Annotated in this window: 16 protein-coding genes and 1 tRNA gene; 5 read left to right on the top strand and 12 right to left on the bottom strand. The window is 75.6% G+C overall.

Annotated features, from left to right (window positions below; translation table 11 throughout):
- Window positions 1–22 precede the first annotated feature (22 nt).
- Window positions 23–586 (bottom strand): hypothetical protein, encoded by a 564-nt coding sequence (locus GCU67_RS06575; protein WP_163610233.1) that lies wholly within the window; start codon window positions 584–586, stop codon window positions 23–25.
- Window positions 587–653: 67 nt separating this feature from the next.
- Window positions 654–866: a hypothetical protein gene (locus GCU67_RS06570; protein ID WP_163610232.1), complete on the bottom strand. Its 213-nt coding sequence runs from the start codon at window positions 864–866 to the stop codon at window positions 654–656.
- A 133-nt stretch (window positions 867–999) separates the two neighbouring features.
- Between GCU67_RS06570 and GCU67_RS06565 the strand changes: the two genes are divergently transcribed.
- Window positions 1000–1638 carry an MBL fold metallo-hydrolase gene (locus tag GCU67_RS06565; protein ID WP_163610231.1) on the top strand — a complete coding sequence of 213 codons (639 nt, stop codon included), beginning with the start codon at window positions 1000–1002 and terminating at the stop codon, window positions 1636–1638.
- On the opposite strand, the gene GCU67_RS06560 is transcribed toward GCU67_RS06565, so the two are convergent.
- Window positions 1599–3434 (bottom strand): EAL domain-containing protein, encoded by a 1836-nt coding sequence (locus GCU67_RS06560; RefSeq protein ID WP_338104820.1) that lies wholly within the window; start codon window positions 3432–3434, stop codon window positions 1599–1601. The genes GCU67_RS06565 and GCU67_RS06560 overlap by 40 nt on opposite strands.
- Window positions 3435–3551: 117 nt before the next feature.
- On the opposite strand from GCU67_RS06560, the gene GCU67_RS06555 reads away from it, so the two are divergent.
- A complete protein-coding gene (locus GCU67_RS06555) occupies window positions 3552–4679 on the top strand; it encodes a GAF domain-containing protein (protein WP_163610229.1) in 1128 nt (375 codons plus the stop codon).
- 10 nt (window positions 4680–4689) lie between these two features.
- Here GCU67_RS06555 and GCU67_RS06550 read toward each other — a convergent pair whose 3' ends face one another.
- Together GCU67_RS06550 and GCU67_RS22725 are read right to left on the bottom strand one after the other, a co-directional pair.
- A complete protein-coding gene (locus GCU67_RS06550; protein WP_163610228.1) occupies window positions 4690–5013 on the bottom strand; it encodes an EthD family reductase in 324 nt (107 codons plus the stop codon).
- Window positions 5014–5040: 27 nt separating this feature from the next.
- On the bottom strand, window positions 5041–5781 hold the full coding sequence (locus tag GCU67_RS22725; RefSeq protein WP_163610227.1) for a UTRA domain-containing protein: 741 nt from the start codon (window positions 5779–5781) through the stop codon (window positions 5041–5043).
- 91 nt (window positions 5782–5872) lie between these two features.
- On the opposite strand from GCU67_RS22725, the gene GCU67_RS06540 reads away from it, so the two are divergent.
- Window positions 5873–6901, top strand: coding sequence for an ATP-dependent 6-phosphofructokinase (locus GCU67_RS06540; RefSeq protein WP_163610226.1), 1029 nt, complete (start codon window positions 5873–5875; stop codon window positions 6899–6901).
- A 94-nt stretch (window positions 6902–6995) separates the two neighbouring features.
- Here the strand turns inward: GCU67_RS06540 and GCU67_RS21675 are convergent, their stop codons facing one another.
- The 3 genes from GCU67_RS21675 to GCU67_RS06530 all read right to left on the bottom strand — a co-directional run bounded on the left by GCU67_RS21675 (window position 6996) and on the right by GCU67_RS06530 (window position 9677).
- On the bottom strand, window positions 6996–7274 hold the full coding sequence (locus tag GCU67_RS21675) for a metallophosphoesterase family protein (protein ID WP_246214592.1): 279 nt from the start codon (window positions 7272–7274) through the stop codon (window positions 6996–6998).
- Between the two features lie 27 nt (window positions 7275–7301).
- Complete coding sequence (locus GCU67_RS06535) at window positions 7302–8027, bottom strand: metallophosphoesterase family protein (RefSeq protein ID WP_246214591.1); 726 nt, start codon at window positions 8025–8027, stop codon at window positions 7302–7304.
- Window positions 8028–8114: 87 nt separating this feature from the next.
- Window positions 8115–9677 (bottom strand): CYTH and CHAD domain-containing protein, encoded by a 1563-nt coding sequence (locus GCU67_RS06530; RefSeq protein ID WP_163610225.1) that lies wholly within the window; start codon window positions 9675–9677, stop codon window positions 8115–8117.
- Between the two features lie 127 nt (window positions 9678–9804).
- Between GCU67_RS06530 and GCU67_RS06525 the strand changes: the two genes are divergently transcribed.
- Window positions 9805–10776 carry an endonuclease/exonuclease/phosphatase family protein gene (locus GCU67_RS06525; protein ID WP_338104819.1) on the top strand — a complete coding sequence of 324 codons (972 nt, stop codon included), beginning with the start codon at window positions 9805–9807 and terminating at the stop codon, window positions 10774–10776.
- A 179-nt stretch (window positions 10777–10955) separates the two neighbouring features.
- Here GCU67_RS06525 and GCU67_RS06520 read toward each other — a convergent pair whose 3' ends face one another.
- From GCU67_RS06520 to GCU67_RS06510, 3 genes are read right to left on the bottom strand one after another with little or no spacing between them, the layout of a single operon-like run.
- Window positions 10956–11171, bottom strand: a complete 216-nt coding sequence (locus GCU67_RS06520; protein ID WP_338104818.1) for an RNA-binding S4 domain-containing protein — start codon at window positions 11169–11171, stop codon at window positions 10956–10958.
- A 19-nt stretch (window positions 11172–11190) separates the two neighbouring features.
- The gene (locus GCU67_RS06515) at window positions 11191–11916 is read right to left on the bottom strand and encodes an MOSC domain-containing protein (protein ID WP_338104817.1); all 726 of its coding nucleotides are present in this window, start codon (window positions 11914–11916) and stop codon (window positions 11191–11193) included.
- On the bottom strand, window positions 11913–12848 hold the full coding sequence (locus GCU67_RS06510; RefSeq protein ID WP_163610222.1) for an aldose epimerase family protein: 936 nt from the start codon (window positions 12846–12848) through the stop codon (window positions 11913–11915). Before GCU67_RS06510 ends, GCU67_RS06515 begins: the two co-directional genes overlap by 4 nt.
- A gap of 153 nt (window positions 12849–13001) precedes the next feature.
- Here GCU67_RS06510 and GCU67_RS06505 point away from each other — a divergent pair, with 153 nt between their 5' ends.
- Entirely contained in the window at window positions 13002–13442 is a 441-nt protein-coding gene (locus GCU67_RS06505; RefSeq protein WP_163610221.1) for a DUF1707 domain-containing protein, read from the top strand.
- A gap of 71 nt (window positions 13443–13513) precedes the next feature.
- On the opposite strand, the gene GCU67_RS06500 is transcribed toward GCU67_RS06505, so the two are convergent.
- A tRNA-Leu gene (locus GCU67_RS06500) sits at window positions 13514–13599 on the bottom strand.
- Between the last annotated feature and the right edge of the window lie 188 nt (window positions 13600–13787).

Here is a 13787-nt window from a genome sequence, read left to right as displayed (position 1 = left end):
GGGCCGCCCGGCTGGACGGGGACTACTGCTGTCGCCGCAGGGCCAGTGCGGTCATGCCCCCGTCGAACAGGACGAAGTAGAGCGGGAAGACCAGGGACTGCGCCGGCTCCCCCAGGGTCGCCAGCAGGCTGAAGACGCTGGCGAGGAGGAACAGCGACCAGAAGCCGGCGCTCTCGCTGGCCGGTCGCCGCCACGCGCGGCGGTAGGTCGGCACGCCGCCGACGAGGTGCGCCAGCAGGCTGATCACCAGGCTGACCAGTGGGGCGTCGAACACCAGCCACACCACGACGCTCACCACGAGGATCGCCAGGCAGACGTGCTCGAGCCGGCCGATCCCGCGGGTGCCCTTCCACAGGCTCAGCAGGCAGATGACGGCGTTGCCGGCCAGGAAGACGCCGGCGAGCAGGACCGCGCCGGAGCCGCTCCCGCTGCCGACCACCCCGGCGAGACTGACACCGGCCAGCAGCAGCCAGACGACCCGGCTGAAGACGCTCGGTGCGTACCCGCGGACCAGGATGTCGCGGGCACCGACGACGTAGGAGGCGCTGCCGAACGCGAGGACGAGCAGCTCGAGCGCCAGGTGCACCCCGGGACGGTAGCGAGGCGCCCGCGCGCCGGCGGCGAGGGTCGGGCGACCGTCCCGCGCGGAGGGGTCAGGCGGTGGCGCAGGCCGGGCAGACGTCGGGCGCGGCCGGCGGCCACGGCTGGTCGACGTCCACGCGCGCCAGCGCACCGCACAGGGCCAGCTCGCACGCGGCGTCGACCTCGGCCGCGGGCCGGTGCACCTCCACCGCGTGCCACAGGGCCGCGGCCGGTCCGTGCGCTCGACTGCGCGCTGCCACCAGGGTCGGGGTCGAGGTGCTCATGACCTCTTGTCGGCAGCCGACCGCCCGTGGTTGAGCGTGCAACCCGGACGTCACACGACCGGATGCCTGCCCGACACATGCCCGCCCCGCCGTGGGACGGTGCAGACCCACCCCTCACCCGTTGGAGGCCCCGGTGCAGCTCACCAAGCACGGACACGCCTGCGTCGTCCTCTCCGCCGACGACCGCCGGCTGGTCGTCGACCCCGGCGCGTTCACCGCGGACGACGCCTGGGCCGGCGCCTCGGCGCTGCTGGTCACCCACGAGCACGCCGACCACGTCGTCCCGGCGAAGGTGCGGGCCGCGCTGGAGGCCGACCCGGCCCTGGAGGTGTGGACCAACGCCTCGGTCGCCGAGCAGCTGGGCGGCGCCGGCTCCCGCGTGCACGTCGTGGGCCCCGGCGACACCTTCACCGCCGCCGGGTTCGAGGTCTCCGTGCACGGCGAGTGGCACGCGGTCATCCACCCGGACCTCCCGCGGGTGCGCAACGTCGGCTTCCTGGTGGAGGGCCAGGTGTTCCACCCCGGCGACGCGCTCACCGTGCCGGAGGTCGCCGTCCCCACGCTGCTGCTGCCGGCGCACGCGCCCTGGTCCAAGACCGGGGAGCTGATCGACTACCTGCGCGAGGTGCGCGCCGAGCGTGCCTACGCGGTGCACGACGGGCTGCTCAACGACACCGGCCTCGGTCTGCTCACCGGCCTCTTCGGCGAGCGCGGCCCGGGCCAGCCCACGCCCTACGCGCGCCTGGCCCCCGGCGACTCCGTCGACGTCTGAGCCGGCAGGGCCACCAGGGTGCCGCCGAGCTGGGCGCCCAGCCGGGCGAGCTGGGCCTCATAGCGCCGGCTGCGCTCCTGCTCGGTGACCAGCGCGCGCTCGGCCTCCACCTGGGCGGTGACGTCGGTCTGGACGCCGATGTACTGCGTGACCCGCCCGTCGGCGTCGGTGACGGGGGTCAGGTGGCAGTCGTTCCACCAGGTGCTGCCGTCGGCCCGGCGGTTGAGCAGCACCTCGCGGACCTCCTCACCGGCGTCGATCGCGGCGCGGAGCCGGGCGATGGCCGCCGGGTCGGTGTCCGGCACCTGCAGGAAGCGGCAGTTGCGGCCCATGACCGCGTCGGCGGCGTGGCCGGACAGCCGCTCGAACGCGGGGTTCACGTAGACCAGGGGCTGGTCGGGCTGCTGGAGGTCGGCGATGGTGATCCCGGTGCTCACCGCGGCCAGCGCCCGGTGCAGCAGCCCCTCGCCGGGGTCACCGGCGCCGGCCGGGGCCGCCGGCCGGTCGACGGCGACCGGGGCGGGGGCCGCCGGCTCCTCCGGCCGCGGCGCGACGCGGGACAGCAGCGCCCGCGCGGCGCGCACGACGGTGTCCCGCTCGTAGGTCAGCGCGAAGTCGAACCGCCGCTCGCTCTCCACCCCGGTGTCGCCCAGGTCGCGGGCCAGCAGGGCCGCGCTGAAGTGCGGGCTCAGCACCACGATGTCCCACTCGCGGCGCACCGGGTCGTCGGCCCGCAGGTCGGCGTTCCGCAGGCCGGGGATCGGCTCGCCGGTCATCCCCTCGGCCAGCGCGGCGACGAACCCGACCCGCTCGACGACGTCCCGGTAGCGCAGCCGGGTGGCCGGGGTGACGTGCCCGGCGGCCTGGAAGGCGGTCACCAGCACCGAGGTCTCCCCCAGCCGCATGGCCTGCCGCTCCAACTGCTTGCTCACCTCGACCAGCAGCGCCTTGGGCGCCTCCCGCACCGGCGCACCGGCCGGCAGGCAGTCGAACGGCGACACGGCGTCGCACGGCGGGTCGGAGGGACGCGGCGGGGGCAGCCGCAGCGCCCCGGCCCGCCGGCCGGTGGCGAGCCCGGTGCCGGGACGGCCGAACAGCCAGCCCTGCCCGAGCGTCGCGCCCAGCGCCCGGGCCGTGGCCAGGTGCTGCTCGTTCTCGATCCCCTCGGCCAGCAGCACCGCACCGCTGGACTCGGCGTAGGCGTTGACCGCGTTCATGATCTCCGCGATCGCCGGGCCGGGGCGCTCCTGCACCAGCCGCAGGTCCAGCTTCACCACGTCCGGGCGCAGCAGCGGCATGAACGCCAGCGACAGCGACTCCGACCCGACGTCGTCCAGCGCGACCGCCCAGCCGTGCTCCCGGACCCGGGACACCGTGCGCAGCAGCTCCGCCGGGCGTGCGGCCAGTGCCCGCTCGGTGATCTCCAGGACCACCCGCAGGCCCCCGGCGAAGCGGTCGGCCCGGTCGAACAGCGCGGCCAGCGGCTCGTCGTCCAGCGCGTCGGGCTCGACGTTGACGAAGACGGTCAGCGGCGCGAGCAGGCCCGCCCGGGCCGCACCCCGCAGCGCCGCGGCCCGGCACGCCTGGTCCAGCTCGGTCAGGCAGCCCTCGGCCCGGGCGGCGGCGAAGAGGTCGTCGGGTGCGTGCAGCGGGCCCTCCGGACCCCGGGCGAGCGCCTCGTAGGCGACCACCGTGCCGCTGTCGAGCTCCACGATCGGCTGGAAGACGCTGGTCACGGACCGGTCGTCGAGCACGGCGCGCACGCCGGACGCCGGACCACCCCCGAAGTGCTGCACGTCGCCCCCTCCCGGTGCCCGGCACAGGCCCCTGGAGTCTGACAGCATCTGCCTGCTCCCAACGGATGAGCGCTCTCAGCTCAGCCGGCAGCGACGACACGAGGGAGGGGGACGGCGATGGGCACCGACTACGAGCTGCCCACCTGGGCCCCGCTCCCGGCCCTGGCCGACGAGGGGTTCGACCGGCTCGCCGCGACCGTCGCCCGCCGGCTGGGCGTCGACCGGTCGCTGGTCGTGCTGGTCTCCAAGGCCGGGCAGGTGATCCCCGGGGCGTTCGGGCTGCCCGAGCCGTGGGCGACCCGCCGGTCGATGCCGCTGACCCACTCGCTGAGCCAGCGGGTCACCACCACCGGGGAACCGCTGGTCCTGCGCGACGCACGGGAGGACCCCGCCACCGCGGAGAGCCCGTCGGTGCGCGAGCTGGGCGTGGTCGCCTACGCCGGCATGCCGCTGTGGGGGGCGCAGGGCCGGCCCATCGGGGTCCTGGTCGCCTGCGACCTCCAGCCCCGGGACTGGACGGCGGCCGAGCTGGAGGCGCTGCGCCGGCTCGCCGCCGAGGGCTCCCGTCAGCTGCAGGTGCAGGCCGTCGAGCTGGCCGAGCGCGAGGCCCTGGCTGCCGCCGTCCGGGACGACGGTACGGCCCGGGCAGCGGCCGAACGTGCTCGCAGCATGCTGGTCGAGGCGGAGGCCGAGGCCGACCGCACCCGGCTGGTCGCCCGGCTCAGCGGCGCACTGCTGACCGCCGGCTCGCTGCCGGAGGTCCTCCGCGCCGTCGACCGGTTCGTCCGCTCGCCCCTGGGCAGCCGCACGGTCCTCCTGGGCGTGGCCGAGTCCGGCTGCGCCGACGTGCGGGTCTGGTCGGCCACCGCCGGTGCACCGCCCTCGCCCGAGCCGGTGGTGACCCTGACGCTGACCGACCCGCACCCGCTCACCGCCGCGATGACCGAGCGCCGACTGGTCACCGTGGCGACCCTGGCCGAAGCCGGCGACGAGTTCCCGCAGCTGGCGCCGCTGGCCCCCGGCACCGAGACGGTGCTGGCCACACCGCTGGTGCTGGGGCAGCACAGCGCGATCGGGGCGCTGGCGCTGGGCTGGACCCAGCGGCGCGAGCTGGACGGCGCGGTGCGCGCGGTCGCCGCCGACCTGGCCCTGCACGTGGGTCACGCGCTGGACCGGGAGCTGCTGCAGGAGCACCGGCGGTGGCTGGCCACCGACCCGGCGGACCCGGCGCCGCTGAGCCCCTGAGCCGCCCGGCTCAGCTGGGGGTCGCGGCCCCGGCACCGTGCGGCTGGGCCGCGAACATGGCCACCGAGTCCGCCCCGCCCGGCACCTCGTCCCACGCCGAGGCCCACTCGGACGAGGCCAGGGCGGCGTCCAGCGCGTCCTGGGAGTCGAAGACGAACTCGGCGACCAGGTGCCAGGCGGGCTTGCCGACGACCTGGCGGGTGACCGAGTGGACCCGGTTCTCGACCAGGCCGGCGGTCTGCTGCACGAGCCCGGTGTGGACGGCGGCGTACCGCTCCTCGAAGCCGGCCGGGTCGTCAGGGGTCTGGTACAGGGCGAAGTAGCTGACGGTCATGGGGAGCCCCCTACCCCGGCGACCGGCTCACCGACCGCCCACGGAGACCTCGAACTCGACCTGGCTGACGTCGGGCCGCAGCCGGGAGAAGGAGTGCACCAGCGGGTGGCCGCTGCGGTCCCGCACGGTGGTGCGCACGACCAGCAGCGGGGAGCCGGTGGTCACGTCCAGGACGCCGGCCTCGTCGGCTGCCGCCGTCCCGACGTCGACCATGATCCGGGCGTGCGCCAGGTCGGCGGCGTACTCCCGACGCAGGAACTCGTACAGCGAGCCGTGCCCGAAGTCCTCGGTCGCCGCCTTCGGGTAGCGCGCGGCCGGCAGGAAGCTGCGGACGACGTGGTTGGGCAGCCCGTCGACGCTGCGCAGCCGGACCAGCTCCACGACGTCCTCGGCCGGGCCCATCGACAGCTCGGCGGCGATGGCGGGCGCGGCCGGCACCACCCGCTGGGTCAGCACGGTGGTGCCCACCTGCGCGCCCTGCTCGGTCATCACCGAGTGGAACCCGGCGATCCGGTGCACGAAGCTCTCGCGGTACTCGTGCCGGATGCCCGGCCGGCTGACGAACGTCCCCCGCCCCTGCTCGCGCACCAGGTGCCCGTCGGCGACCAGACCGTCGACCGCCCGGCGCAGCGTGATCCGGCTGACGCCGTACTCGGCGCACAGCACCGGCTCGGGAGGGAGGAGGGTGTGCTCGGGCAACGCGGAGGCCCGTCGCCGCAGCGCCTCGCGCACGGCGAGGTACTTGGGTCCCCCCTCGGAGCTCGACACGGGACAGGACGTTACGGCACACGTCTGGTCATCAAGACGTCATGACGTACGGTGTGTCCTGGACCACTGGCACGCCCGGAGGAGAGAGCTCATGCGCATCGGAGTGCTGACCGGCGGTGGCGACTGCCCCGGCCTCAACGCCGTCCTGCGGGCGGTGGTCCGGACGTCGGTCATCGAGTACGGCAGCGAGGTCATCGGCTTCCGCAACGGCTGGCGCGGACTGCTCGACGACGAGGCCACCCCGCTCGACATCGGCAAGGTCGACAAGCTGCTCACCCGCGGCGGGACGACGCTGGGCACCATGCGCGCGGCTCCCCAGGCCCTGCACGACGGGCTGGGACGCACCCGCCAGGTGCTCGACGACCACGGCATCGACGTGCTGATCCCCATCGGCGGCGAGGGCACGCTGACCGCCGCGGCCTGGCTGTCCGACGAGGGCGTCCCGGTGGTCGGCGTCCCGAAGACGATCGACAACGACATCGACTGCACCGACCTGACGTTCGGGTTCGACACCGCCGTCAGCATCGCCACCGACATGATCGACCGGCTGCACACCACCGCCGAGTCCCACCAGCGCGTGCTCCTGGTCGAGGTCATGGGCCGGCACGCCGGCTGGATCGCCATGCACGCCGGGATGGCCGCCGGCGCGCACCTGATCCTCATGCCCGAGCAGCCCTTCGACGTCGAGGAGATCTGCCAGCTGATCAGCGCCCGCTTCGACCGCGGGGACACCCACGTCATCGCCGTCATCAGCGAGGGCGCCACCCCCAAGCCCGGCACCATGGAGCTGCGCGACGGCGGCATCGACGAGTTCGGGCACCGGCGGTTCACCGGCGTGGCCCAGCAGCTGGGCTGGGAGCTGGAGGCGCGCAGCGGCAAGGAGGTGCGCACCACGGTGCTCGGCCACGTGCAGCGCGGTGGCACGCCGACGTCCTTCGACCGGGTGCTGGCCACCCGCTTCGGCATGCACGCCGCCCACGCCGCGCACCGCGGCGACTTCGGCAACATGGTCGCCCTGCACGGCACGGAGATCGCCCTGGTGCCGCTCAAGGAGGCCGTCGCGCGGCTGAAGACGGTCCCGCCGGACCGCATCGCCGAGCTCTCCGCCTTCACCGGCTGACGGCGGGCCCCGCCCGCTCGGCACAGCCCAGGCGTTGGTACCAACACCTGCGTGTCAGGGCGTGGAACGCAGGTGTTGGTACCAATGCCGACGTTCAGCGGCGCGGGCGGACCGGGTCGCCGGGCTGGAGCTCGATGACGGTGACCTCCGGGTGGCCGCCGACACGCATCGGCGGACCCCAATAGCCGGCGCCGGTGGTCACGTACAGCTGGGTCGGGCCCTGCTGCGACCAGCCCTCGGTGACCGGCTGGTCGAGCCGCACGGCGTAGTCGAAGGGCCACAGCTGGCCGCCGTGGGTGTGCCCGGACAGCTGCAGGTCGACCCCGGCCAGCCGGGCCTGCTCGACCTGCACCGGCTGGTGGGCCAGCAGCACGACCGGGACGGCGTCGTCCCGGCCCTGCTAGCTGACCAGGTCGCCCAGCGGCGCGACGTCCTCGCGCAGCTCCTCGACGGAGTCGTCGACCAGGTCCCCGACGATCGCGACGACGTCCGGGCGCTGGGCGTTGACCGTCTCCACCACCCGCTCGAACCGCCGCCCGCCGTAGGTCGCGGGGAGGTGCCCGTCGGAGAAGGTGACGATCCGGAACCCGGCCAGCGCCGGGTCCAGCCGCGGGAGGTGGATCGGGATCCGCCGGACGACGGGCGCGGAGTTGGCGGACACCGCGCCGGCGCCCGCCGTCCCCACCGCGACCGCGCCGGCCCCGACGGCGAGCGTGCGGGCCAGGAACAGCCGCCGTCCCGGATCGGGGACGGCGGAGCTCCCGGCCGGGGCCACGGCGGCGGGCTCGGCAGCGACCGGCGCGACAGCGGGGGACGTGACGGCGACGGGCGCAGCCACCGCCGGGCCACGCCGGCGCCGGACGGCCTGCACCACGCGGGCCACCAGGCGCACCGGCTCGGTCACCAGGACGGCGAGGAACAGGTAGAACGCCAGCCCGAGCCAGCTGTAGCCCACCCAGTTCAACGGTGTGGCCACCGCCAGCGGCACCTGGCCGCTCAGCACCACGGTCAGCACGACCAGCAGCCCGAGGCCGGCCAGCAGCAGGGTCAGCCGCCGCCGGGTGCGCCCCGGGGTGGTCGTGCCGCGGACCAGCCGCCACCAGAGGTAGGCGTGCAGCAGGGCCATGGCCAGCAGCACGACCGTGCCGAACCCCAGCAGTCGGATCAGGGACAGCGGGGGCTCCTCGAGCGGTGGCGGACGGTCCGCCCGACGCTACGTCGTCGCGGTCCGCAGCGCGGGGCGCAGCTGGGGCCAGCGGACCCAGAACTCCCGCTCGGACTCCTCGGACCGGGCCTGCTCCAGCGCGTGCAGCCGGCCCCAGGTCCAGGCGTTCTCCCCGGCGGCGAAGGCCTGCAGCCCGAGCTGGACGCACAGCGGGCGGGTGACGAAGGTGTCCTGCCGGTCGCCGAGGACCTCCTGCACGTCCTTGATCGCGGTCACCAGCTCCGCGACCGGCCGCCCCAGCACCGGCACCGCGGCCTCGGCGGTGTAGCGCAGCCGCTTGGCGGCCTTGCGGACGTCGTGCAGGGCCTCGTCGGTGTCGCTGTCGCGGGCGAGGTCGACCGTCCGTTCGAGCCGGCGGCCGGTGCGTGCCACGACCTCGCGCAGCACCTCGTCGGCCGGGCGAACGGCGGCCGCGGTCAGCGGCGGCTCGGCGACCAGTGCGTCGAGGTCCTCCCGCAGCCGCAGGTAGTCCGCTCCGGAGAGCACCTTGCGGGCCGCGGCGTCGCCGGCGGCCTCGTCCTTGACCGCGAGCTGCTGCAGCCGAGCCGCGACCGGGCCGAGCACCAGCTCGGGAGGCTGCCCGGCGACCAGCTCGCGCAGGTGGGCCACGGCGACCTCGGCGTCCCGGGTGGGCGACAGGGCCGAGCCGACCACGGCCAGCTCCGCGCGCACCGGGTCGGTCTGCGTGCGGTCGAGCACCGGCCGGAAGGCGGCCAGCGTGCTGCGCAGCCGGCGGCAGGCCACCCGCACCTGGTGCACGCCGTCGGCCTGGCCGGTGCGGACCATCAGGTCGGCGTCGGACAGCGCCTGGACCTGGCTCCGCAGCGCTGCGGCGACCACGTCGCCCGCGGCAGCGGCCGGCGCGTGCTTCTTCCCCTTCTTGCCCTTCTTCTTCGGCGACGCCGCGGGGGTGACCGGCTCGGGGGCCAGCGTGGCCAGCCGGTCGCCCAGCACGCGGGAGAGCTTGGACGGGGAGTCCGCCGGGCGGGCGCCGGCGTCCAGCAGCGCCTCGGCGACGGCCACGAGCACCGCGTCGTCCCCGTCGACCAGCTCGACCTCGACCTCGCGCCACGTGGTGACGACGGCGGCCTCGCCGGGGCCGGCGGGGTAGGCGGTGCCGGTCACGTGGTCGTCGGCGACCTCGGCCAGGACCCGGCCCTCGGCGTCGACCAGCTCGGTGACCACCCGGCGGGTGCGCAGCAGGGCGACCTGGGCGGCCGGCGCCTGCCGGACGATGCCCAGCACCGGCTCGAGCACGGCCTTCGGCGGGGTCCTGGCGGCGCGGCCGACCGGGGAGTGCAGCTCCCGGCGGGCGCCGGCCACCGCCGGCAGCTTCACGTGCCAGCCGGCGTCCGTGCCACCGGTGCGCCGACGCAGGGTGACCCGGGCGCGGGCCAGCCGCAGGTCGGCGGTGTCGTAGTAGGCGGCGTCGAGGTGGTGCTCGACCGGCTCGCGCACCTCGGCCACACCAGCCACCCCGGACAGGTCGGGCAGGACGAACGTTTCCTCGACGTCGAACTTCTGCTCGATCTCCAGTTGTACGTCCGCCATGGCGTTCACTCCTCGTTCAACTCTGCGTCACCGTCGTGTTGCCTTGGTCCGGCGTCCGTCCTACAGGACGAAGATGAACACGGGACCGCTGCGCGACGGTTCCGCCCCGGCCCGGCACGATGGCACCGTGAGCCCCTCCCCGCGTGTCCCTGCCCGCGTCGCGCTCGCGCTCACCGCCCCGTGGGCCGGGTTCGCCGCCCTCCGCGCGCTCGGTGCCGAGCGGGGCTTCCCGCTGGTGCCGGCGCTGTCCTTCACCCCGCAGGCGGCCCTGAGCTCGGTGCTGCCGCTGACCGCGGCCCTGCTCAGCCGGTCGCGGGGCGTCACCGCGCTGGCCGCCGGGTCGGCCCTCGTGCTCGGCGCCACCGTGCTGCCGCGGGCACGGCCGACCCCGCCGGTCTCGGACGCCGACGGGCCGCGGCTGCGGGTCGTCTCGCTGAACACGCTGCACGGCCGCGCCGACGCCGCCACGGTGGTCGCCCTCGTCCGCGAGCACGACGCCGACGTCGTGGCGCTGATGGAGGTCACGCCCGAGGGGGTGACCGCGCTCGTCGACGCCGGGATCGCCGACCTGCTGCCGCACGGCCACGTGATGCCGGCCGGGCCCGAGCAGCCGCCGGGCTCCGGGGGCGCGATCTGGACGCGGCTGGAGGTGCAGCAGCGAACCATGGTGCCGGGTCGCTTCGGCCAGCCCGCGGTCCGGCTGACGGTGCCCGGCGCCCTCGACGTCGAGCTCACCGCGGTGCACACGCACCCGCCGCTGCAGGGTCCGGCCCGGGTGGCCGACTGGGAGGAGGACCTCCGCGAGCTCCCCGACCCCGAGGACGGCGTCCTGCGGGTGCTGGCCGGCGACTTCAACGCCACACCCGACCACGCCTCGTTCCGCCGGCTGCTGCGGTCCGGCTGGGTCGACGTCGCCCGCGCGACCGGTGCGGGGCTGCGGTCGACCTGGTCACCGGTCCACGGTGGCCGGCCACGGCTGACGCTGGACCACGTGCTGGTCGACGAGCGGATCACCCCGCAGTGGCTGCACGTCGTGCACGTGCCCGGGAGCGACCACCGGGCGCTCGTCGCCGAGCTGCGCCTGCCGGCCCTCGCGTGACCGGTCAGGAGAGCTGAGCGGGAGAAGAGTGTCCCGGGCGGCGGGTTCCGCAGCACCGCCGCCCGGGCTCCCTCCAGCTTGCCTGCTCCCCGCTGGGCCGCTCGCCGGTTGTGTGACATCTGTGTGAACTCACCCGCGCACCGCCGCGTCGGTCACCCAGCGCGTCCGGGTCGTTCCGGTCAGCTGACCTGCACGTCCTCCTGATCGACCACGGAGACGACGTCGCCGCGGCGGACCTGCCGGCCGCGGCGGTCCTCGACCTCACCGTTGACCCGGATGTCGCCTGCGGCCAGCACGTCCTTGACCTGGGCGCCGGAGGGCACGGCGTCGACCAGCTTCAACAGCTGACCCAGCCGGATGGACTCCTCGCCGGAGCGGAGCTCGATGGTGCGCACCCGCTCATCCTCCCCCGGCTCAGCCCGCGTCGACCCCATCGCCCACCGCGACCGTGCCCGGCCGGGTGATCAGGGCGCCCACCGCGAGCGCCCCGCCACGCTCCCGGTGGATCGTCTTGAGCACCCCGGTGTCCCGGGCGATCCCGCCGCCCTGCGGCCGGGTGGTCATCACGCAGCGCGGCACCCGCCGGACGACGTCGAGCTCCGCGGTGCCCACCTGCACCCGCCGGCCCACCAGCTCGTCCTCCCCGGCACCGGCCAGGACGAGGTTGGCCCGGAAGCGGCGCCGGTCCCAGCCGCCCAGGGTGCCGGTGGACACACACGTCACCCGGGCGTCGGCGTTGTCGTGGAAGGCGCCGTCGGCCCCGGAGAAGGGGTTCCACCGCCCGCCCTCGTCGTCGACGTCGGCCGGGTTCTCGTAGCGGCGGTCCCCGTGCACCTCGGCGGCCGGCCGCAGGGTCACCCGGCGACCGGCCCAGTCCGACAGGACGTCGTCCTCGGCGGTGGCCGTGCCGTCGGGGAGCACCACCTCGGCGGTGCCGTCGGGGAGCAGCCGGCCGGCGGCGAACAGCAGCTCGGGGACCCGGCGCGCGGTGAGCCCGAACCCGGTGGCCACGTCGAACAGCGCCCAGCCGCGGTCGCCGGCCACGCCCTCGGGGCCCAGCTCGGCCCGCTCCAGGCGCTCGCCCAGCAGCGACTTGACCGGGAACCGCCAGACCTCCAGGACCTCCAACGGGCTGGTCACGCCGGCGTCCACGCACACGTCCAGCTGCCCGACCAGGTCTCCCCCGGCGCCACGACCAGCACGTCCACACCGTCGGCCAGCGCGTTGGGCGGGCAGGTCATCGGCTCGACGGCCACGCTCCGCCGCCGCTGGTCGGCCGGCAGTGTGTCGCCGGTGTAGACCTGCAGCCAGCGCCAGGCCGCGTCGACCGCCACGGTCAGCGCACCGGCCGGGCCGCTGAGCCGGGTGCGCGCCCAGCCGTCGTCGTCACGCACCAGGTCGGTCACCGCCGTGTCGATCGGGAGGTCGCCGATGCGGCCGATCGCGCCGTCGAAGGGCCGGCTCCCGCCGGTGGGCAGGCCGCCCTCGAGCACCAGCGCGGTGCGGGCCGGCACCGAGAGCTCGGCGGCCGACACGTCCCCCGGGGCGTCGGCGCCGACGGAGAAGTAGGGGTGCATGCCCGCTCCGAAGGGGACGTCCTGGTCGCCGGGGTTGCGCACCCGCACCGTGACGGTCAACTGCCCCGGCGCCAGCTCGTAGTCGACCGCCGCGGCCAGCCGGAAGGGCCAGCCGGTGCGCTGCTCGATCGTCGTCCCGACGGTGACGGCGTCCGCCCGCTGCGCCAGCACCTCCCACCGCTGGGCGGTGACCAGCCCGTGGACGGCGTTGGGCGAGGCCTCGCTGACCACGTCCAGCTGCAGGTCCCGGCCGCGCCACGACCACCGGCCGCCGCGCAGCCGGTTGGGCCAGGGCAGCAGCACGCCGCCGCGCCGTCCGGCGGGCACCGTGCCGGCGGGGTAGCCGTCGACGACGGGCCAGTCCCCCACGACGAGCTCCCGCAGCCCCCCGCCGCGCAGGTCCACGACCAGCCGGGCGTCACCGGCGGCCACCTCGACCTCCAGCGGCTCGGTGCGGGGCCAGGGCTGCTCGGGCGACGACGGGTCCAGCGACATGGGGTCCTCCAGGGAGACGGCCGGAGCGCACAGCTCACCACAGCCGACCCGCGTCCGTTCCACGTGGAACGTCGCCTCAGCTGGTGACAGACGTCAGTGGTCCTGGGCCCGTGTCCGGCACCACACTGGGGACGTCGATCCGAGGAGGACCCCGTGCCCGAGCCCCACCTGCGTGCCGCCGACGTCGACCGGGCCGCGGTCGCGGACCGGCTGGGCGCCGCGATGACCACCGGCCGCCTGACCGTCGCCGAGTACGACGAGCGACTGGCCCGCGCCTACGACGCCCGCACCTACGGCGAGCTGGCCGCGCTGACCACCGACCTGCCACCGACCACCGCGCCGGTGTCGCTGACGAAGCAGTCGGCACCGCCGTCCTCCGCCTCCGCCTGCGCCGGCCCGGGCGGGGCCCAGCTGGCCGACGCGTGGCGGAACTGGCTGGTCACCGCGGTGATCGTGCTCGGCGTCTGGACCCTCACGTCGGTCTCCGCCGGTCAGGTCCTCTACCCGTGGCCGGTCTGGGTGATCGGGCCCTGGGGGGTCGTCCTGCTCAGCCAGACGCTCACGCGCCGCGGCAGGGACCAGCTGCCCGGTTGACCGCGGGAACGGAAGAGCGCCGGTGCCTGGCGGCATCCGGCGCTCTGTTCCCCCTCCCGGAGGAGGGGTCCTGGTGGGCAAGGGGGGACTTGAACCCCCACGTCCTCTCGGACACACGGACCTGAACCGTGCGCGTCTGCCATTCCGCCACTTGCCCTGGCGAGGAAGAACGATAGCAGCCACCGCGCGCGCCCCTGTCGACCACCCCGCAGCCAGGTCGTGTCGGCTCCTCCCGGCGCGGCCCGGGGCGCAGGGCCCGACACCCTGGTACAACGGTCCCGCGAGCTCCGGGGGACACCCCCCGTCCACCGGACTCCGCGCCTCGGCGAACGGTCCGGCGACCCT

The organism is Modestobacter muralis, assembly GCF_010682105.1.
Lineage (GTDB): Bacteria > Actinomycetota > Actinomycetes > Mycobacteriales > Geodermatophilaceae > Modestobacter > Modestobacter muralis.
This window is presented reverse-complemented; position numbering and strand designations above follow the sequence as displayed.